Here is a 21,289-nt window from a genome sequence, read left to right as displayed (position 1 = left end):
TGCCTCAAATCACACCGGGATTCCAGCCTGTGGACACCCATTTTGCATTTATATCAATTCGGCGTAAGTAGGCACTGAGTTGTCCGGTATGATGTTGAATGTGCCGAATATTATAGATGTGTAATTCACCACGCGTGATTGGTAACCAATCAAACCCAGATTCTTTTTTGAGTGAGTTCTCCGTTTCTTCTGCAACCGTATCAAGTGCTTTCTTTCGACATGTCTTCAGGTAGTCAGAAACGATCTCTTGTGTTAAAGGATAATCCAATTTTGGCTTGAATGGATCTTCATCTTGTTCATTGTGAAAATCACGGAGTTGAAAAGAAGCTTCGTCTGGTGAAAGATAAAGATCGACGAAACACAATGTATGATAGGCAACATATCCAAAATCCATATTAACATTTTTTTCGTGCCAATGATTTTGTGGGCAGTTTTGAATACAATCCCCCAGCATACAGAGTGATGCTTCAAATTGATCTGAGATGATTTTCTTTAAATATTCAATCATGTTGCCATAACCTTTCAATCAAAGAATCCGCACTCTTTCAAATATTGTACGCTTTGTTTTACACGCTTATGGTGTTCTTCCAGTGTGGGATCATCTTCGCCTCCGATTCCTTCGATTTCCAGGCTGTAAGGGCCTCCGAAGTTCTGATCTTCCAAGAGAAAACGGATTTTAAGAAAGTCCACGCCGCCAGCTTCGCCAAGGGTGGTAAAATGCCAATCCTTATACTTACAGTAAGAGTCTTTCAGATGAACGTGCTTTACGAATGGAACGACCTCGCGTAATTCTTCTACAACGTTAGCATGCTCGTTGTAATAATTAATATTACCTGTGTCGAAGTTGAGTCTTAGTTGTGGGTGATTTAGATCAGTCATCGTACGCAACATTCCGGCCGCATTGACGCAAATACCAGGATGTGTTTCAAAACAATAGGTAATTCCTCTTTCCGCTGCGTAGTCTCCGATGTCCTGCAAGTGTTGATAGAGGGTCTTTCTTTGTGATTCGTCTTCGATTTCACCTGCTCCCCCCACAACCAGACTTACTTCTAATCGATGTACGAGATCAAGCTTTTGTTTTGTGATCACAACAATTTCAGGGTCAAGCGGGTTTCCACTCGTAATATTACAACTGGAAAGCTGTACCCGATGTTGTTTCAGGAGGTCTTTGACTTGGTCTATATCACTCTGTACTGAGCCATTCGTTAAGATCGGTGTTTCTTTAAAGAACGAAGGGACACCATGATTTTTGATATTGAGTTCCAGGTGTTCGAGACCGGCATCACGAATATGTTCCATCGCGGCGATAGGGCCAAAACGACCATATGAGTTTGTCAGGCAAGAGACAAGAGCGGCCATCCATTTTACTTTCTATGTCAAGGATCCACGAACCGTTATTGCAGTACTGCTAACAGGATGTTACTTTGAGCCAGCGACAAATTCAAAGCCAACTGGCGAAAGCTTTTGATCTAAGCTTCCTCATTAGGAAAATGGAAGAGTGTGATACATGGTTGAGACACAGGAACAGCTAAAATCGGCGTTATCGCTCCATCAAGCAGGGAATTTGGATCAAGCAGAACGAATCTACAAGAGTATTCTGGAATCGGACGCCCGGCAGTGGGAGGCGCTGTATTATCTGGGAACACTACAACTGCAGCGAGGTGATTTGGACCAGAGTATTGAAAATTTTCTTAAGGTGGTTCAATTACAGCCCGAGATGCCAGATGTGCATAATAACCTCGGGGTTGCATACCATGCAGCCGGCAAATGGGATGAAGCGGGTCAATCGTTTGAGCAAGCAATTCGTATTCATCCTCATTATGAACGTGCTTATTTCAACCTGGGTTCATTACTGGAAAGTCGTGGGTTGTTGGAAGAGGCAGCCAAGTGTTATAGAAAATCATATGAATTGAACAAAGAAAATTCGGAAACCTACGAGAAGTTGGCCGATGTTTTGAAGTTGACGGGAGAGCAAAAACAGGCTGAGAGTATTTATCGGGAACTGCTGGAAAAAACACCAGCCAATTTTAATGTCGCAATGAAACTGGCCTACGTACTTGTCTTACAACGACAGTACCCTGAAGCCATTCAGCTGTATGAAACAATTTTGCAATCGAATCCCGAGCATTATCAGATTTTGGTAAGTTTGAGTTATGTGTATGAGCAAATGGGCGATACGACTGCAGCGATTGAAACAGCGCAACGTTCAATTCAGGCGGCACCCGATCAACCCGAAGGCTATAACAATTTGGGTAATGCCTTAAAGCTCAAACATGATATCGAAGGAGCTTGTGAAAATTTCCAAAAAGCGTTGAGTTTGCGTCCTGAATTTCCAATGGCCGAATTCAATCTCGCAACAACGCGTATGTTGAATGGAGATTTAGTCTCAGGCTGGCGAGGTTACGAACGACGCACAGATATTGATCCGGCAGCTCAGCAGAATCATGCTGGTTCGCGTTGGCAGGGAGAACCTTTAGATGGGAAAACCATCTTTTTGTGGTGCGAACAAGGGTTTGGTGACACACTGTTGTTTATCCGTTTTGCCATAGAATTAAAGAAACAAGGCGCAGTTAAAGTTTTGTTACTTTGCCAGACAGAATTAGCCGAATTGATAAAAACTATTCCAGAGATTGATCAGGTTTTAATTGAAGGCGATGAGATACCCCAATACAACTATCAAAGTTCTTTATTGAGCGTACCTCGCTATCTGGCAACCAGTTTTGAAACGATACCTACTGAGATACCGTTTTTTGTGCCCACACTGGAAAGGAAAGAACACTGGCGAAATATGCTGTCAGGTATAGATGGAAAGAAAGTTGGCTTAAACTGGAGTGGCAATACTAATTTTCCCAAGAATGAATTTCGGTCTGTTGCCTTAGAGACATTAATGCCTCTAGGTGAAGTAGCGGGTGTGAAACTCGTTAGCCTGCAGCAGGTAAATGGATTGGAACAGATCCAGGTCTTAAAATCGTCAGAAAATTTGTGGCAACCGGGAGCCGAATATCAGGCGGAGACGGGATCTTTCATGGAAGCGGCGGCCTTGATTCAGAATCTGGATTTGGTGATAACCAGTGATACAGCTTTGGCTCATCTTGCAGGATCTCTCGGAGTTCCCGTTTGGATCTTGATTTCACCACTTCCTGAATGGCGCTGGTTTTTGAACCGAACTGACAGCCCCTGGTATCCGACAGCCCGTTTGTTTCGACAAATTCACCTGGGAGAATGGGAACCAGTCATTAACGAAATGAAATCAGAGCTGGAACGGCAATTCCAGTAGGTTTGACTCAATTTTTCTCTCAGAATGCTTAAATGAGGGGAAAGCCTCTCTTTGTTTTCAAAATGTATTCTCATGGCGACAAGCTATTGCTTTTAATGAACATGAACCTTCTTTTCTATTGTCGCAGTTTTACCGACTATACAGTCTAAAGTGATTATTTCTGGATTGTCTGATTTTGAATTCGTTTCCGAATTCAGAAAAATTTGACGCCGAAGACCTTTCGAACTAGATTACCAATATCTCTCTCCCTGAACTCTCCCTTCGACGGCATTTCCCGAGCAAGTGCTTTCCGGCAAAGATACTGAAATCTGACTCCGTGAATTATTAATCAATGTGTCTGTTGTCAGTTGTGTTACTTTAATAAGAGCTAAAATATGGGTCAAATAGTGGAAGAGTACGAGAGAGGGCCTCGCTTAGACGGTGCGTTGAATCTCAAAACTCCAGATTTTAAGTTCGACAAAAAAGACATTTTTCTGCGCGAAACAAAACAGTTTCCGTGTTTGCGTCAAATTCCTGAATTATGCAAGCTTGCTGAAGCAGTTGTCGCCAGTTGGTACCTTGAACCGACATTGACCAGTAGCCGTGCTTGGCATCGGATTTCATTCGAGCGGCCAATTGGACTGGCATTTGTTGATGAGAAAACAAAGCAACTGGAAAGTGAACTGCAGACGGTTGAGGGCAGAAATCTATCTATCGAGGGTATTTCATTTGCACATTCTGAGCCGATTTATTCGCGCGAAGTTGCGATTGTACTCGACTTAGAAAAGCCAACGTTGGAATTTCTCATCACACGTTTGGCATGGAGCCGTTTTTCGGAAGCGCAATTATTCCAGAGTGGTGGTAAATTTATTCGACAGATTGAAGTCGATAAGTCTCATTTCGAACTTTGAACGACAGGTGTCAGTTCCATTGTGCGAGTTCAGAGTGTGCTTTTTGCAGCATCAATTTGATAGAATTCCACTCAGATTCAGGACAGCTTTTGAGACAGCTTTCGAGTAACTCGATTGATAGGCTTAGTTGTTTTATTTTAAAGCTGTAAGCTGCCAGGTCTTTTTTATGTGCATTTGAAAGAGGGCTTAGCGCAAATAGCCTGCGTTGTACATTCCATGCTTTCTGATAATCCTGCTGTTCTTCATGAATTCGTTTGAGGTTCATGAGCATGCGAATGATAATCTCTCGGTGGGTGGCTGGTTTTAAAAGTCTGCTTAGTTCCTTGTTGGAAAGATCTGTTAATTCTGCCAGCCGGATCAGGCATTCCTCCTCATTATAAACGGCACCTTTCAAATAAGGGTCAATGAAGAGTGGTCCCGCCTGTGTTTCATATCGCAGAATGAATTGCATTGGGGCGGCGACTCCCTGGATCTCAATACCCAGTTCTTTGCCGACAGCCATATAGATTAAAGACAGAGAAATTGGGAGCCCTTGTTTTTTTTCAATAACATGATTTAGGTAACTTCCTTCTGCTCGATGATAGCAGATGTTATTTCCCATTAACCCGTGTTCTTTGGCGAGGCATTCCACAACAGCTTGGATGAGAGATCGATCGTCCTCAGCCAGTGCAACTCGGCTGGAAAGCTCGCTGGCGCGTTGTCGAACCCAAGCATGAACCGAATCAAACACCAAGTCAGGTTGGTCATCACGGGCTATTTCGAGAGCCGCAGTTGTGAGGTCGATATAATTATCGTGGTGCAGGAGCTTTGAAAATTCTTGATCCTGCTTGAATTCAAATAAATCGGAAGTGTCCATTAAGGGCAGGCTTTGTTTTGGAGAGATCTTATACTGGTCGTTATGTAAAATGGAGATAGAGGGATTGCACGTATTCTATTTTTGAATCGAGTTTTGCAAAAGAGCAAGAAGCGATTAAATTCTCTGTACAGGTGAAAACTTCGAGTTTTTTGCAAGTCAAATAAGCTCGAATCAATCATGAATTCCTGTAGTTTGATTAACTCACGCGCAGAGCGAGTGAGCGCAAATAGACTAAAATCGATGTTTATTAATGAGATTTCGAGACTCACTAACACGAATGAAACCAAATATTATCTCAGCAGACATCGATTGGTTAAATCGTATCAAAATTACAGGCTATCAATTAGCGAGTTCGATTGACGCTAGTAGTGTGAGTCGACAAAATGGGCGAGACCTTATTTGTCAGATTTACTTTTTTGAGATGAGAGTTTGGTACGTTCCATGCAATTTTTGCCTGTTGAAGAGCAAATGGCTGTAATCCGTCGCGGTGTCGAAAAGATTGTCCCTGAGCAGGAACTGGCGGAAAAACTGAAATGGAGTCGAGAAACAGGTACTCCGTTACGCGTCAAATATGGGATTGATCCCACAGGCATTGATCTACATTTGGGGCACACCGTTCCGATGCGGAAGATGCGACAATTTCAGGAATTGGGACATCAAGCCGTCATAATTATCGGTAATTATACTGCTCTGGTAGGCGACCCCAGCGGCAGGGACGAAACACGGGCACGTCTCACAACCGAACAGGTAGAAGCGAATGCGATTGATTACCTGAATCAGGTGGGCAAAGTAATTGATCTGGAACATGCAGAAGTCGTTCGGAATGGCGACTGGTTCAGTAAAATGAGCTTTGCGGAAATTTTGGAACTCTGCAGTAAAGTCACAGTTGCCCAGTTACTGACCCGAGATGATTTTTCGAAGCGGTATCGTGAAGAGGCAGCGATTTATCTGCATGAATGCCTTTATCCTATTATGCAGGCTTGGGATTCCGTTGAGATCAAAGCAGACATTGAATTAGGCGGAACCGAACAGCTTTACTCTTTTATGTTAGCCCGTGATTTGCAAAAAGATCAGGGATTGCACCAGCAGGTCAGTGTGATGTCGCCGATTCTGGTTGGCACGGATGGCGTTCGTCGAATGGGAAAAAGTCTGGGGAACTATATTGGGATTAGTGAATCTCCCTACGACATGATGAAAAAGTTCATGCAACTTTCTGATGACAGTATGCAGATGTTTTTTGAATTGCTGACCGATTTTCCTTTGGATGAAGTGACCTCGATCTTACAAGGACACCCCAAAGAAGCCAAAGTACAATTGGCGAAAACGATTATCGCAGAATACCACAGTGCTTCTACAGCTGACGAAGCAGCCGAACGTTGGCAACGTGAAATCGGTTCGGGAGGTTTACCATCTGAAATTCCTGTTGTGAAAGTATCAAAATCGGAACTCAATGAAGATGCCACTTTACCTGCAGCGAATTTACTGAAGCAGGTTGGATTATGTGCCTCTACCAGTGATGCCCGGCGGTCGATTCAACAGGGTGGGGCCAAAATGGGGGAAGAGAAGTCGAAAATCGAAACCCATGATCAGGCGATTCGTGTGGAATCGGGTTTGTTGCTCTGGGTGGGCAAAAAGCGATTCTGTCAGATTGAATTAGTCGAGTAAAAGCAATGGATGTGGAACGGGCTTGGTTTTTTAACAATCAAAAGAAAAAATTCCGCGCTCATTGCAATCATCGTTAATACTTCGTAAAACGTGGTCTTAGCCGCTTGAAACGGCAGTACTGTCCGCCAGCTTCAGAGTTTCTTCTGGCGAAAACTCCATCTTTTGAATGAACTACAGGAAACAACAGTTATGGCAACAGGTTTTGGAATTGTCGGCTGTGGCATGATTTCGAACTTTCATGCAATGGCTCTCGCAGAAATTCGGGGAGCTAAACTAGTCGCCTGCTTTGATCGGTTTGCGGGATCGGCTGATAAGTTTGCAGAAGCGAATGGTTGCACGGCCTATCATGATTTGGACGAAATGCTGGCAGATCCGAAAGTGGATGTTGTCACGATTTGCACTCCCAGTGGTGCGCATATGGATCCGGCGGTGGCTGCTGCAAATGCTGGTAAACATGTTGTGGTCGAAAAACCACTGGAAATTACTTTGAAACGCTGTGATGCCATTATCAATGCCTGCAAGAAGAATAAGGTTCAGCTTGCAACCATTATGCCATCTCGCTTCGGAGCCGCTAATCAGGAACTAAAAAAAGCGATTGAGAAGGGACGCTTTGGAAAACTAACATTAGGCGATACTTATGTGAAATGGTGGCGCACTCAGGAATACTATGACAGCGGCGGATGGCGTGGTACCTGGCAATTGGATGGGGGCGGTGCCTATATGAATCAGGCGATCCATAATGTTGACCTCTTGTATTGGTTCATGGGGGAAGTTGCCGACGTGAATGGAATGACGGGAACACTGGCCCATAAACGGATCGAAGTGGAAGATACGGGAGTCGCCACAATCCGGTTCAAAAACGGGGCTCTGGGTGTCATCGAAGCAACGACCAGTGTTTATCCGGGCCTGCTCAAGAAAACAGAAATCTCCGGTACAGAGGGAACTGTGATTATTGAACAGGACGATGTCCTGCATTGGGAATTTGCCAAAAAGAATGCCCGTGATCAAAAAATTCGTACGGAACTCGCTAAAAAAAGTGGAAATACAGGCGGCGCAAGTGACCCTTCTGCTATTTCCTATGCGGGCCATATGGAACAGTTGAAGGACTTTATCAAATCGATCAAGACTGGAAAAAAACCATTGGTTGATGGTAACGATGGTCGTAAGAGTGTGGAAATCATTCTGGCCATCTATCAATCTTCATGGACTGGTAAGCAGGTTTCCCTGCCACTGAAACGAGATCCAAAAATTCCAAACCAGAAGAAAAAGTAATTCCGATTAGGGAAATGACAAGATAAAACAGGCTGGCACTCGAGCCAGCCTGTTTCTTTTCAAGTGCTGATTCATCTAGTTTGAGATCATTTTTTGATAAACGGCACGAGCTGCATTGAGTTGCTTGTGAACATGTTCATGTTGCTCGTGAGTCGGTATACGGTTCCGTTGATGTAACTCCATTTCCAGGCGATCAATCCAGGCGAGAAAAAACTCTGCATCGACTGCTGCATCAAAGGATTGATTTGCGACCTGCAAATAGACGGGATTAGAATGCGCATAGAGCTTATGGGCGTGATGGTCTTCATGTTTAGGTCCTGATACTCGAAATGCAATCCAGCCACTTTGGTCAACTTTGATCGGTTCATCGAATACGAGTTGTCCTTTGGCGTTTGGCTTCGTCTTTGAAATAACCTTTCCATTTAGAATCAATTCCCCCTGTTCTAGAGGAAACTGGGAAGTGCCTAATGCGTTAACTTGAATCGTGTCTGCCTGCGTCAATTTAATCACTGCCCCGGCCAGCTTATTGTTGACTTTGAATTCAATCATGGGGCCATTGGTGACAAAAGAGCGGCCAGCACGCAATCCAGAGATCCATTTTTGATATTCAAGTGGGCCATCAATGTTGACATAAACACGGTCCTGTCCAGGATAGCGACTGCGGATCCGATTCAAAAAACAGTCCGTTCCTGCAGAAGCCGGTAGTTGAAATCCGCAGTTTAGAAATTGATACCAGGTGCTCAGGGGAGTCGGATAACCAGAGTTAATATCAAGTGAATCGATATGACCCAATGCAACATCAACGGGAATTCCTTTCGCTGAATAGGGGCCTTTGTATGGATCTTCAAGATGCCGAAAGGGATGTGTATAGTTCGAATGTCCGTGATGGCGGTGGGTTTCCAAAGCGATATCACTATTGGTGGGTACATCCCAGGGGTTTGTCGTATCCTTAAAACCGGTGAAGATGGGTTCAACCAGTTGTTTCAAATTAACGAGTGTCATATGTCCCCAGAATGTGCTGCGGAATTCCTGATTCCAATACAAAATCGTTTCTTGTGTCGAGAGACGGTCAGGACGTCCGCGGAAGAACTCTCGATCGAAGACTGCATCAGTATCAGAGTTGGCGACAACTAAATTGCAGATATTCAGATCTTCTCCCGCACACTGTGCCAGAACATTTTTCGGCTGGTTATACCAGTGTCCGTACCCATAATTGGCGTGAATATGGTTTTCACCGCTATACCAGCCTTTTGCAGGTTGATTGATCCATCGTTTTAAAGTAATTGATTTGTGAGTCTCATCAGCATCGATTGTGATTTTTTGATGAACCGGACGATATTCAAATCCTCGTTGCACCGTTACGTGATAAGTTCCCGAAGGTAAATCGACCTCACATTCTCCACGACAATAGAAAAAGCAATCAAAACCACGTATCGAAACGCGGTAGAGTGCATCAAGGGGGGTAAAGTATTGTCCTTTGTCTGATTTGATGACTACACGCGTGGTGATGGGCTTTTTCGTGAGCTCATCGATGGTAGAAAGTCGAAGTTTTTTAACCGTTGGTCTGATATAACGTACAACTTTTTGATTGTCGGATTCCAGGTCTCGCAAGACAAGTTGAGTGAGTCCTTTATGATTATCGGTATAGAGAACACGATGTCCCTTTAGATCGGTCGATGGAGCATCTTCGTCTGCTTGACCGAAAGTCAATTTTTTCATGAGCCGGTGAGGATCGTCGAGAGGGACTCGCCAGAGATCGTTGTGTACGCCACCTAGCTCTGACACTACAAGTAGTTCTCGCTTCTTCCCAATCCAGGCGAGGTCATAAATGCGACTGGGAAATTCGATGATTTTTTGAGGTTGGCCACCCATTGCCGGAATTTGCCAGAGGTCTGCCTGTGGGCCGTTATTACCCGTTTGTTGGCCAAAGACATCCTTAGTAGTTGCATAAGCAATTGTTGTCCCATCTCCGGAAAGTGAAAGCCATCTGATCAATTGTGGCGGAGAATGCAGAGGACTTAATTCGCCAGTTTTTAAATGAAACCAACTCAATCCCATCTTTTTCGAAGGTAAGTAAAAATTTCCCAGAATCTGGGAACCATCTGGATGAAAGTAAAGTTTTCCGCGCGCGATAACTATTTTAGGTAAGCGAACGGCCGTTTTGGTATCCACATTGATGATCTTTAATAAGCCTGTCGTAAACGGAGGACTATGGATATACGCGATCTGTTTCCCATCAATGGACCAGGTTGGCTCGATGTCATAAGCGGCATCGAATGTTAATTGTTGCAATGGGCCATCTGGCAGAGGATTAATCCAGAGAGATCCCTTCCAGGAAAAAACCATTGATTGTCCATCAGGGGCAAGTCGGGGGTTGATAGCACCAATCGCTGGTGTTTCTATTTTTTGAAACTTAGCGTTTTCTTGTGATTGTGCAAATTGTGGTTGGAGAATCAGGCCAAAGAAGCTGACAACAAGAAGAGATAGAAAACTTTGCGGTGAGGTCATCTTTCAAGCTTTCCAGTTTCTAGCATAATTTGCTCTATCTTGTAGAACTGTAAGAGTCATTTCATACTATACTGACAAGAGATCGTTTTGTCTTGATAAAAGGTACCATTACCGTTCGGAAAGCTTGGACAACTGCCGTCAGATTTCATCATCATTTGAAATGTCTTGGAAAACTCTTTAGTGGAGTGATTTTATATGATGTTTTAGTTTTATACATGTTTTTTGGCGATTTTTATGAAATATTTTTGTTTGATAAACAAAGGTTTGGTATGGAGCCTTTCTACAGGGAGGTTTCTATCAACAACCTGACAATAACTGGAAAAAAGTATGCGATTAGTAATTCAAACGAAAATAGTGGCAATAACATTGCTTTTGTTAAATGTGGTTCATGCGGACGATGTAAATATAAAGAAGTCACCAGAAAGCAAACCATTTCTTACGATACAACTGGTCGATGAGCGTGGTAAGCCTGTCGCTGGTGCACAGACGGGGATGTCCGCCATCATTAAAGGTTATGATAGTGAGAATGGCGTTGATTGGAATTTTGGAAAATTTGAGCTCAAGTCAGATTCTGATGGCATCATTCAATTCCGAGATCCCGACAAATATCGCGGAATGATATACGCCCGACACGCCGAAAGATGTCTTGTTGCTGTGAAACGCACGGATCTCTTAAAGACAAAAGAACTGCCACTTGTTTTAACAATGTATCCCGAATGCCATGTTACTTGGCGAATAAAAAGTAATCAACTAAATCAGGTTGGCAAAAAGATCGGTCAGGTTCGAGGGCTTAGCGCTTCTGAAGACATGATTTGCCAATGGTGTTACGAGACAGGTTCGACACTTCATTTCTTCTTGCCTCCGGGCAGGTTCACATTGGTCGGAGCGGGAGAAAATATTAGCCCAGTTGAAAAAACGATTGTCATCAATAAGGGACAAGAAGAATTCGATGCGGGGATAACGGATGCCAATGCCAAGAAATGGATTATTCTGGAAGGTAAGCCCGCACCAGAGATTACCGATGTACGAGAATGGAAAAACGGGTCTCCTGTCAAAATATCCCAGTTACGCGGCAAAGTCGTCATTTTGGAATTCTGGGGATGGTGGTGTGGTCCTTGTATTTATTATGGCATTCCGGAACTCTTCAAGATCAGAGACGAGTTTTCAAGTGAAGAACTGGCGATTATTGGCATCCATACACCCTATGGTGAAAGTGACGAAGTGACATCGATCAAAGAATTGAATGCAAAACTAACCCAAGTCCGAAAGAATGTGTGGAATGGCAAGGACCTCGGTTTTCCAGTTGCACTCACACGTTTTCGAAAATTGCAATACTCTCCTGGTGGAGAGCCGATAGCAAATTCGAAGATGAGTGTTGACTACGGTATCAATAGCTTCCCGAGTACGATTGTGATCGATCGAAAAGGCAACATTGTGGGAAAATTCAGTCTGAGAGTAAAAAATGATCGCGACAAACTGAGGCAACTGATTAAGGAAAAATAGTAGCTCACTCTAAAAAGAACTAGGCTCCCGACTGATCGGTCGTGACTTGCTGACGGTAAATACGGATGATGTATAAGAAACACAGGAAATCATAAATCGTGTGTGTCACAATTGGGATCAGTAGATTTTGTGGAGAAAAAGTGACGAGCAGCAGACTTAAATAAACACCCATCAAAGTTGCGATAATGACATACAGCCGCGTGACGGAATGCACGATACCAAATAGCACATTCGTAAAAATGATCGCGACTACGACTCCATATTGAGTCGCCCATGCTTGTAAGACTCCACGAAACAACATCTCTTCTCCCAGGCCGATGAAGATTGAGAGAATGAACAACTCTAAAATCGAGCCTTTTTCTATGCGGGGCCCCAACTCGGCAAGCAGGAATTGCTTGATTTGTTGAAACGCTTTAATCTGAACACGACAAGCAAAGAGAAAAAACAGAAACAGAGGCAAGGCTCCCAGGACGCCAATTATTAGGTCGGACCAACTCCAGTTAAGATACTGAATGGGACTCACGCCTAGCAACCAGCCTAATGCGAATGCAATCAGGATAAATCCAATGGAAAAGAGAGAACCTCCCAGGATGAAGAATTGTTGTTCTTGCACAAAGGTTTCTTCTAATTCTTCTTCGTCATCCGAATTAAACATGGGAAGTTTGTTCACTCTCTATTCCTGAAATATGACTGATTATATCAAGGCGATCTCTGGAGCCAAACCAATAACTTGCATCCTAAGTTACTCGGTCTTCCTGTTTTATTGTTTTTTTACTCGATCCTAACTGCATCTTGCAGAAAATCACCATCTCGAATACATTTTCCCAATCTTAACAGGATGTTCTATGAATAGTAGGCTTCTCTTTTACTGACGAGAGAGAGTGCCAATTGTTTGCTATTTTCCGATCGTTTTATTCTTTTTTTGAAGAAGCGGTAGTGCAAGGATGCTGCACCGTTTACGTCAATGGCTCTGTCCTGATCTGGCGATAGATCTGGGAACCGCAAATACCATTGTGGCTATCCAGGGTGAGGGGATTGCGCTTGATGAACCTTCGGTTGTCGCGCTGCATAAGGGAAGCCGTAAAATTCTGGGAAAAGGAACAGCTGTTGGCAAATTGGCCAAACAAATGCTGGGCCGCACGCCAGATAGTATTATTGCAGTCCGTCCTCTCAAAGAAGGAGTGATCACAGACTTTGAACTCTGTGAGTCGATGTTGCGCTATTTCATCCACAAGGCCCGTCACCATTCGCGCGGACTGCGACCACGGGTTGTGATTGCTGTACCCGGGAGCATCACACCAGTCGAGAAACGAGCTGTATTTAACAGTGCAGAGCGCGCTGGAGCAGGCCGTGTGTATCTGATCGAAGAATCAAAGGCGGCTGGGATTGGTGCGGGGTTACCGATTTCAGAACCGATGGCGAGTATGGTTTGCGACATTGGGGGAGGGACCAGTGAAGTCGCTATTATGAGTTTGGGGGATACGGTAGTCAGTAATTCTGTACGCATTGGTGGTGATAGATGCGATGAAGCGATAGTGGAATATATGAAGCAGCACTTTTCACTGCGTATTGGAGTTCAGACGGCAGAAGATCTCAAAATGGAATTAGGCAGTGCATATCCTTTGGAACAGGAATTGACAGGAGAAGTCAAAGGCCTGGATACGATTAGCAGTATTCCCCGCAAAGCCATAGTGACCAGCGAAGAACTCCGCGATGCATTGCATGGACCTCTCGAAGCAATTTTAAACTGTTGCAAGCAAACGATCGAACAGTGCAAGCCAGAGCTTGTAGCGGATCTCGCAGACAACGGGATGGTTTTAACGGGAGGTGGCGCATTGTTGCGAGGGCTCGAATATTATATGAGCGAACAACTGGGAATTCCGGTACGCATAGATGAAGATCCGCTTCGTACGGTGGCACGGGGAACTGCAATTTGTCTGGAGCATCTGGGGCAATGGAGGCATGCTTTCGACAATGGTGAAGGCGATTTTTAAGGGACGGGCTTAAGTGCAATGAAACGTGAGACGCGCTCATCGGAGATTAAACTCGTTTTGTTTGCGATTTTGACAAGTGTGTGTCTTTACGTAATTCCGACTGACTATTCAGATCGTGTATTCAATTTAATTCGCGATGCCGCCAAACCAGGATTAGTGCTGGCCCAACAGTTCAAAGGATGGCAGCATCAATCAGACCAGAAACTTCAACAGCAGTCGCTCGTAAAAAAACTTGAAGCAGAATTATCTGAAAAAGCTTTCGAAATCAGACGTCTCGAATTACATGCGCTGCAGTTATCTGACCAGCTACAAACATTAAAACAAACGGGCGTTCCCTCTTATCAGGCACAGTCTGAAGAAGATCTACTCATACCTGATCTAGTTGAAGCACAATTACTTGGTGAGTCAGCTATCGCATTATTGAAAGAAGGTCGATTACTCAATCAGGGACGGGAGCAGGGGGTCACTGAATCGTCTTTTGTGTTGCAGTCTGATTTACCGTTGATTGATCTGGGAGAGAAGCAGGGAATCAAAATTGGTTATTCACTATATGCCGGGCAGGCTGTGATCGGAAAAATTAGTGAGGTAGGGCACTGGATTAGCAGCTTTATTCCCATTTCTTCAGTTAAATATCGAGGGTCGGCGCGAATCGCTCGAAAGACAAAAGACGGTTTACAGTTGGGAACAGATGGGATTTTAGTGGGAATCGGTGAAGGGAAGTGTCAGTTGTTACAGATACCTCCCACGGAATCAATTCAGGTGGGACAAGAAGTTTACACGGGGGAAGTTGACCGTGAACTCCCACTGAGCATGCAATCGGCTTTAAGACAGCCCATGTATTACGGTCGCGTGATTGAAGCTGAACTTCCCAGAGGCGCCCCTTATTGGAAGATCATCGTCAAGCCTGTTGTCGAACTTTCTGAGATCAAGCAAGTTAATGTACTGAGACAAATTATTAATCCTCGGCGAATGCTGACGAATTGAGTGAGGAAGAGTGTTGTGAAATTTTTCTGTTTATTATTGCTTTGCTATTTCTTATTGATTGTCCAGATTAGTTTTGTCCCTGATGCAATTATGGCAGGTAGCCGACCTAACCTTATTCTGCTTATATTATGTTTCGGATTGTTTTGGCATCGTGATACAAAAATTTTCCTTTGGGCGATCATTGTAGGACTCATCTGTGAAACCTTCGATTCTTCAATTCCTGGCATGGGGATTCTACTTTTGACCTGCTTGAGCTGGATCGCGTATCGAATTCAAACTCATTTTGAAATTCGTTCGCTGTTGAGCCGCTTTATCTTGATAGCAGTAACAGCCTTCCTCTTCGATGGTTTCTTTCGAGTCCTGAATCAATGGGATGCTAAAGTGCTATCTGACTTGAGTACATTGGCGCAACAATCAGCCGGCAATGCCTTGTATACGGCTGTGGTGGGCGCTAGTTTGCTGATGGCGTTTAACACGATTTGGAGATTCATCCCTGTTGGCCTACAGCAGAATTTGGGAAACAAAACGGTTTATAATTCCCGATTTACACATTGAATCAACTTCTGGATCGTCATTTACCACTCTTAAGATAAACGAAGTACAGTCATCATGCGAAACCGGCCTGGTAATGATCACCTGGATTCAGAAACTGATGCTTTGGGGCATTCGTTTCAGGTGGATCGTATGCCTGGTGTTCGTGTTTTCCTGTTGGGATTTATGTTGATCATCCCTTTGCTAGCGGTCAGCGGACGCTTACTCTTTATTCAATATATGAATGCAGAGTACTTTTATTCTCAGTTTGGTCGGACGACAGAATCAATTGAACCGATTCCGAGTCGGGATGGACGTATTATCTCTGTCGATGGTCAAATACTGGCGATTGATGTGGAACGCTTTGACTTACAGGCACATTATCGTTGGCTTGAAGAACCACCGAATTCACGTTGGTTAAAGAAGCAGGCGTTAAAGTCGCTGGAACCAATAGATCGTCGAAATCAGGAAAAAGTAGAGGCGGCGAAACAGCAGGTTTTAGCCCGTCGTCGGCAACTCTGGGAAGATTTAGCAGTCGTTGTGCGAATGAATCCTGACGAATTGAAAGAGCTATGTCGAAAAACGCAACAACGGGTCGAGACGATTATTGAGAATGTGAACCAGAGAGCTACGAAAGTGCCATCTGAAATTCAAATAGAAGAATCGTTTTCTGATTCAAAAGAGCAAAGCAGTCAAAATCACTTGTCAGCGATCTGGGAGCTCTTGAACGAAACGTTAACCAAACCTCCACGACGTCCTCAAAAAGAACGGATTGTAGTACGTGAAGAGCTTGACTATCACACGCTCAAATCAGACATTCCACGAGAAATTGCGTTGGCTATCTCGGCACATCCAGAGCGGTTTCCTGGAATCAATATTGAAATCGCAACACTGAGAGAGTATCCACAGAAGACGATTGCCCCTCATGAGATTGGAATTCGCCATCGCATTGACGATAAGATCTTGGCAGCACGTAAACAGCGATTCCCTGAAGGCGATCCGCTTGATTATCGCGAAGGAGATCGTATTGGTAAAACAGGAATCGAACGGTCTTATGATCGTTATTTGCGCGGATTACGTGGTTTAAAACGCGTTGTTAAAGATCGTCAGGGTGAAATTGTTCGTATTGAAATTATTCGCGAGCCAAAATCGGGTGATGATGTTGTCCTTACGTTAAGCACTCAAATACAGGGACAGGTGCAGCATCTGCTTGATCAAGCCTTACAGAGATTACAACAGAATGTGGATCAAACAGGAAGTCCACATCATGTCTCTGCCGGTGGTTGTGTTGTGGTATTAGATGTCCGAACGGGGGCGATTATTACTATGGCTTCCGCACCGCGCTACGATCTGAATTTGTTATTGAATCCTTCCCCAGACGAGTGGCAGGCGGTGCTTAATGATCCAAAACGCCCTCTTTTTCCGCGGGCGACTCAGATGATGCTCCCTCCCGGATCGACATTTAAAACGTTAACCTCGATTGCGCTACTGGAGAGTGGTAAAGTTGACCCCGATGAATTTTTTAGCTGCCGAGGATATTTGGATCGACCTGATCGACATCGAGATTATATCTATCGTCATTTTGGAGTGGGGCACCATGACATTAATTTGACTCAAGCTCTAAGTCAGTCCTGCAATGTTTACTTCTTTCAAGCGGCACGAAAAATAGGACCACAAACCATTTACCATTGGGCAGACCAATTGGGATTTGGCAAACCTACGGGGATTGATATTCCTGGTGAACGTGGTGGGCATTTACCTGACCCCAAACCATCAAATGAGAAAAAGAAATCTCCCTGGTACCCTGGAGATACGTTAGGAATTGCCATCGGTCAGTCCCGTTTGACGGCCACCCCTTTACAGATTGCACGTCTAATGGCCGTTGTCGCCAATAATGGTGAACTGATCGTACCGCATTTAGCACAAAGTATCGTTCCTTCCGCTGAATCTTCTACTACAACACGCAAGATGATCTCTTATCCAAGACGTTATGTGAGTGGTATTCATCCCGGAACGTTACAGCGTGTGCGTGAAGGCCTGATCAATGTTGTTGCGCATCCTCGAGGAACTGGTTATAAAACCGTGCGGATGAAAGAGATTACTATTGCTGGCAAAACGGGGACCGCAGAGACCGGAGGTGGAAAAAATGATCACGCATGGTTTGCTGGTTTTGTACCAGCAGAGCGACCGAAGTACGCATTTGCGGTTGTGATTGAGCATGGTGGTTCAGGAAGCAAAGTTGCTGGACCAGTTGCCAAAACACTGATTCAATCGTTACTCCAGGCTGGCTTATTGACTTCAACGCAAGTGAAGCTACAAGCGAACTGACTCCACTAGGATTACTTTGTTGTTTCTTTTGGCGGTATTAATGCCTGGGGTTGGTCGATATGTAAATAGTGGCCGTGATCTGCAGTGAGAATAACAACAGACTCGTCCCAGTTACTATTTTTTTCTACCCATTCAGTGATCACTTTGAATGCAGCATCACCACTCTTGACGGCTCCAATTGCGTTATCAAGATTATTATCGTGATTTGCCCAGTCAACGTCGCCAGCTTCGACCATTAACCAAAACCCTTTTTTATTTTGACTCAAAACCTGGAGTGCTGATTCAGTCATCTCTGCCAAATTGGGATTTTCTTTCAGATCAGATTCAGAATAAACTTCGGCTTTCTGCTTTCCTGGAGCAGGTTGAAAATTCCCATTTGCTGTCTGGTAGGGTAAGTGGGCCGAGTATTGACCTACCCCGTACACGCCCAACAGTCGTGTCTTATTTTGGATGGCGTATTTTGTCGCTTCTTTCAGTCCACAACTTCCTTTTTTATCAGAAGTACGTACGGCGACTGTATACTGTCCCCCATTTTCGATATCGGATTTTTTCAATGTTTCTTCGGTAATGTATTTCCAACCAGGCTCAAAATTCTTTCCTTGCGCTTTCTCATCAGAAGTTTTTGCAATGGTGCCAAAACCACCTCCCAGAACAACATCCATTCCAGGCAGAGGATGATCAGGGTGCGAAATAGAAGGCAGACCAACTAAGTCTCTGGCCAGATCCTGATAGTCATTGCGACTGACATTATGGGCATAGGCGGCTGCTGGAGTCGCATGAGTGATAGGGACACTCGTAACAATGCCGACAGAGTATCCTTTTTGCTGAGCCATGTGGGCAATTGTTGGAACGCGAGCACCAGTGGGGTCGACGTTTATGGCGTTGTTATATGATTTCAGGCCGGTTGTCATCGACATGGCGGTATTAGCAGAGTCTGGATAAGCGTGTTCGCCGTAATTGTTTTTCAAATTTCCAATCAGATACTTTTTGTCATTACCGGGCGTCCAGGGAGTAGGGCCTCCTTTAGCTGCATTGTAACCACCCCTGTTTTTTCCTCCCGGATTCAAAACTGTTTGCTGATCCACGTCAACATCCGTATTGGCATTATGGGGGGCTGTGACCATATAACCAAATTGTGATGTACCTGCTGCAGGATAGTCTTGAAAGTGAAAACCGGTACCACGCCCACAGTGATAGTTGTCTTCACCCGAATAAAAAAGGGCAGCCGCTTTTGTGGTCTGCCAGTCCATCCCGTCAAAGATGAAGAGGATGATGTTCTTCTTACCAGCTTTGAGAGCCGCTAATTGCATTTCATAGAGATTTGTCTGATCCAGATAGTCTGCCTTTGGATTCACGGTATTTGTTGGCAGGAAACCATAGATTTGTGCTAACGATTTTTCATTACGATAAGGGCTATTCTGCCCGGTATAGGAACTTAGATTGAGTCCTTTGACATTTCCTCTTGTACCAAAAGTATAAACTGGAATCAGGCGTAATGAATGGTTGGACCATTGTGTGTAGTTTTCAGGTTCAAAGCCCCAATGCGCGACGGGACTTTTCTTGTTTTGAATCGCAGACGTCTGGATTTGCCTGATATGATCCTTGTCCGAGTCTTCTGCTGCACTCGATGTAACAAATGCCAATAAGATCAGCCCTGACAGGCTGGAAGAAACAGCGAGCTTCATTTAATCCTCTGTAAATATAGTGAGAAGTAAAAACGGGAGGGATAGAAGAAAGTAGAATACTATTATAGCCTAAGTTGGTCGGGCTTTGTAAATAGCCCAGACATGAAGCCTGCGTTAAGATTTGAAGATTAAGGTGGGGCTTCAAAACCAGTAACTTGAAGGCAGATCCAATCGGTCGAGAAGAGTTCAATCCAACTGAGTTGACTCGAAGAGTTGCAGCGCCATACCAATAATCGATGTATCTAGACGGATTGAAAGTACTGATTGAAAGCTAATTTCAATCAGCAATGACTCGCATCTCAAAACCTCAAGTGTAGCTTTAATTCAATTTGAAATCGAACTTATTATTTCCACTGGCTTTTACATTGGCGGTGAGTCCAGACTTCTTTGGGTCTCCATAATCGACAGGAACCTCGGGTTTCGTTTTATCGCTTTTCGCTTCTTCTGTTCCAGGCATGGGAGTTTCTCCACCAGAAGTAATTGTGACCACATGTTGACCAGGAGTTGCTCCGATTGCTTTTCCCGTTTTGAGTGCATAGGATCCTGATGCATCTGTTATGCCAATAGCAGAAGGACCTGATTCAGGCATAAACACGACAGAAGCTCCCGATACAGGCTTATCTTTCATAGTGATAATTCCGGTGACTTCGACTGTTTTGGGAGTATCATCTGGTGCTCCATTACAACTGGTACCTAATAAAATGATCGCAGAGAAAAGAAATAAGACGTGATTTTGCATTTCAGCCCCTTTAAAAAATGCAACCTGTTAAATTGATCTAAACAGGTTGCATTAAATTGCATTGAATCGGAATTAATATCAAACCTTAGGAATATGGAAAGCTAAAAATCTCCAATTGTTTCACCACTTTGAATAGAAGCCAGGGCGCGATAAGTCCCGGTATCAATGTTTTCACTTATGAAACGGACAGCTCCATCTCCCATTAAAAAGTGTGCTCCCCCTTCATGGCGACTGGCGAATGAATAATTTCGTCCCCAGTCTCCCGCTGTAAAAGTATTATTAATATAGTGATTTAAAGGGACAGCACAGTTTGCCGTGGAGGCATTGAACCACCACCACCAGTTGTGAGAACATTCTCTGGGAAGGGCTTCTCCTACGAAAAAAGTGCCACTCATTCCATCGGTGACATCACGTACTCTTGTGATGTTGACTTTGGAACTACCATTCCGGCACATAAAACCGTTACCCCAATCGAGTCCATTGGTATTTCCAGCATTGCGCCCTGTAGGGTCAGAATGCACAAACCCACCCCAGGCCCAGTTGTTTCCTGACACAGCTTTATAACTGGTAACAGCCCTTTCATCTCCTACATTGGAACGTCCGGGTAAAATTCCACTTTCCACACCAGTATCAGTAGGGCACAAAAACACTTTTAAAACCGTTCTTGAAACTTCGGTGTTGTTAGGATCAGAGAGAGGTAATCCATGATTAATTCTGTTGTACACATTCGCCTGATCAACAAAGGGTAAAAGGTACGCTATCCAGCTCATTCCTCGTTGCGTGTTGTTATAGCCACCATCGAGAGTATGCTTGTAGCTCATGGGAAACACACTGTGTGTTTCATGATAGTTATGAAGCCCCAAACCAATCTGCTTCATGTTATTTTTACATGTACTTCTTCTGGCTGCCTCACGCGCTTGTTGTACGGCCGGGAGTAGCAGTGCTATGAGGATCGCAATTATGGCTATGACGACCAGCAACTCAATCAGCGTAAAAGCGCGCCTTGGTGAATGATTCATTTGCACGTTGTTTCTCCTTCAAAAAATAGAATAAAGAA

At 44.2% G+C, this 21,289-nt stretch carries 17 protein-coding genes; 9 read left to right on the top strand and 8 right to left on the bottom strand.

The window, feature by feature from the left end; all coding sequences use genetic code 11:
• Window positions 1–4: 4 nt before the first annotated feature.
• Entirely contained in the window at window positions 5–508 is a 504-nt protein-coding gene (locus V144x_RS25190; RefSeq protein ID WP_144989451.1) for a DinB family protein, read from the bottom strand.
• A gap of 14 nt (window positions 509–522) precedes the next feature.
• Window positions 523–1,359: a sugar phosphate isomerase/epimerase family protein gene (locus tag V144x_RS25185; protein WP_144989449.1), complete on the bottom strand. Its 837-nt coding sequence runs from the start codon at window positions 1,357–1,359 to the stop codon at window positions 523–525.
• A 148-nt stretch (window positions 1,360–1,507) separates the two neighbouring features.
• On the opposite strand from V144x_RS25185, the gene V144x_RS25180 reads away from it, so the two are divergent.
• Window positions 1,508–3,277 (top strand): tetratricopeptide repeat protein, encoded by a 1,770-nt coding sequence (locus V144x_RS25180; protein ID WP_144989447.1) that lies wholly within the window; start codon window positions 1,508–1,510, stop codon window positions 3,275–3,277.
• Window positions 3,278–3,651: 374 nt separating this feature from the next.
• The gene (locus V144x_RS25175; RefSeq protein ID WP_144989445.1) at window positions 3,652–4,167 is read left to right on the top strand and encodes a hypothetical protein; all 516 of its coding nucleotides are present in this window, start codon (window positions 3,652–3,654) and stop codon (window positions 4,165–4,167) included.
• Window positions 4,168–4,177: 10 nt separating this feature from the next.
• Here V144x_RS25175 and V144x_RS25170 read toward each other — a convergent pair whose 3' ends face one another.
• Window positions 4,178–5,023, bottom strand: a complete 846-nt coding sequence (locus V144x_RS25170) for a SirB1 family protein (RefSeq protein ID WP_144989443.1) — start codon at window positions 5,021–5,023, stop codon at window positions 4,178–4,180.
• Between the two features lie 441 nt (window positions 5,024–5,464).
• On the opposite strand from V144x_RS25170, the gene tyrS reads away from it, so the two are divergent.
• Both tyrS and V144x_RS25160 read left to right on the top strand, forming a co-directional pair.
• Entirely contained in the window at window positions 5,465–6,688 is a 1,224-nt protein-coding gene (gene tyrS, locus V144x_RS25165; protein WP_144989440.1) for a tyrosine--tRNA ligase, read from the top strand.
• 189 nt (window positions 6,689–6,877) lie between these two features.
• Window positions 6,878–7,960: a Gfo/Idh/MocA family protein gene (locus tag V144x_RS25160; RefSeq protein WP_144989438.1), complete on the top strand. Its 1,083-nt coding sequence runs from the start codon at window positions 6,878–6,880 to the stop codon at window positions 7,958–7,960.
• A 75-nt stretch (window positions 7,961–8,035) separates the two neighbouring features.
• On the opposite strand, the gene V144x_RS25155 is transcribed toward V144x_RS25160, so the two are convergent.
• Window positions 8,036–10,468: a CehA/McbA family metallohydrolase gene (locus tag V144x_RS25155; RefSeq protein WP_144989436.1), complete on the bottom strand. Its 2,433-nt coding sequence runs from the start codon at window positions 10,466–10,468 to the stop codon at window positions 8,036–8,038.
• Window positions 10,469–10,795: 327 nt separating this feature from the next.
• On the opposite strand from V144x_RS25155, the gene V144x_RS25150 reads away from it, so the two are divergent.
• Window positions 10,796–11,971 carry a TlpA family protein disulfide reductase gene (locus V144x_RS25150; RefSeq protein WP_144989434.1) on the top strand — a complete coding sequence of 392 codons (1,176 nt, stop codon included), beginning with the start codon at window positions 10,796–10,798 and terminating at the stop codon, window positions 11,969–11,971.
• Window positions 11,972–11,990: 19 nt separating this feature from the next.
• On the opposite strand, the gene V144x_RS25145 is transcribed toward V144x_RS25150, so the two are convergent.
• On the bottom strand, window positions 11,991–12,641 hold the full coding sequence (locus tag V144x_RS25145) for a CPBP family intramembrane glutamic endopeptidase (RefSeq protein WP_144989432.1): 651 nt from the start codon (window positions 12,639–12,641) through the stop codon (window positions 11,991–11,993).
• Between the two features lie 274 nt (window positions 12,642–12,915).
• Here V144x_RS25145 and V144x_RS25140 point away from each other — a divergent pair, with 274 nt between their 5' ends.
• The 4 genes from V144x_RS25140 to V144x_RS25125 are packed head-to-tail and all read left to right on the top strand — an operon-like array spanning window position 12,916 to window position 17,808.
• On the top strand, window positions 12,916–13,965 hold the full coding sequence (locus V144x_RS25140) for a rod shape-determining protein (RefSeq protein WP_144989430.1): 1,050 nt from the start codon (window positions 12,916–12,918) through the stop codon (window positions 13,963–13,965).
• 18 nt (window positions 13,966–13,983) lie between these two features.
• Window positions 13,984–14,949, top strand: coding sequence for a rod shape-determining protein MreC (locus V144x_RS25135; protein ID WP_144989428.1), 966 nt, complete (start codon window positions 13,984–13,986; stop codon window positions 14,947–14,949).
• Between the two features lie 15 nt (window positions 14,950–14,964).
• Window positions 14,965–15,504 (top strand): rod shape-determining protein MreD, encoded by a 540-nt coding sequence (gene mreD / locus V144x_RS25130; RefSeq protein ID WP_197998634.1) that lies wholly within the window; start codon window positions 14,965–14,967, stop codon window positions 15,502–15,504.
• Between the two features lie 54 nt (window positions 15,505–15,558).
• Window positions 15,559–17,808: a peptidoglycan D,D-transpeptidase FtsI family protein gene (locus tag V144x_RS25125; RefSeq protein ID WP_144989424.1), complete on the top strand. Its 2,250-nt coding sequence runs from the start codon at window positions 15,559–15,561 to the stop codon at window positions 17,806–17,808.
• An 11-nt stretch (window positions 17,809–17,819) separates the two neighbouring features.
• On the opposite strand, the gene V144x_RS25120 is transcribed toward V144x_RS25125, so the two are convergent.
• From V144x_RS25120 to V144x_RS25110, 3 genes are all read right to left on the bottom strand, one after another.
• Window positions 17,820–19,493 (bottom strand): alkaline phosphatase, encoded by a 1,674-nt coding sequence (locus V144x_RS25120; RefSeq protein WP_144989422.1) that lies wholly within the window; start codon window positions 19,491–19,493, stop codon window positions 17,820–17,822.
• A gap of 319 nt (window positions 19,494–19,812) precedes the next feature.
• Window positions 19,813–20,232 carry a hypothetical protein gene (locus V144x_RS25115; RefSeq protein WP_144989419.1) on the bottom strand — a complete coding sequence of 140 codons (420 nt, stop codon included), beginning with the start codon at window positions 20,230–20,232 and terminating at the stop codon, window positions 19,813–19,815.
• A 101-nt stretch (window positions 20,233–20,333) separates the two neighbouring features.
• On the bottom strand, window positions 20,334–21,251 hold the full coding sequence (locus tag V144x_RS25110; RefSeq protein ID WP_144991145.1) for a DUF1559 domain-containing protein: 918 nt from the start codon (window positions 21,249–21,251) through the stop codon (window positions 20,334–20,336).
• Window positions 21,252–21,289 lie beyond the last annotated feature (38 nt).

The sequence above is a fragment of the Gimesia aquarii genome (assembly GCF_007748195.1).
Lineage (GTDB): Bacteria > Planctomycetota > Planctomycetia > Planctomycetales > Planctomycetaceae > Gimesia > Gimesia aquarii.
The sequence above is the reverse complement of the archived record's forward strand: the minus strand, read 5'-3'. Positions and strand labels throughout refer to the sequence as shown.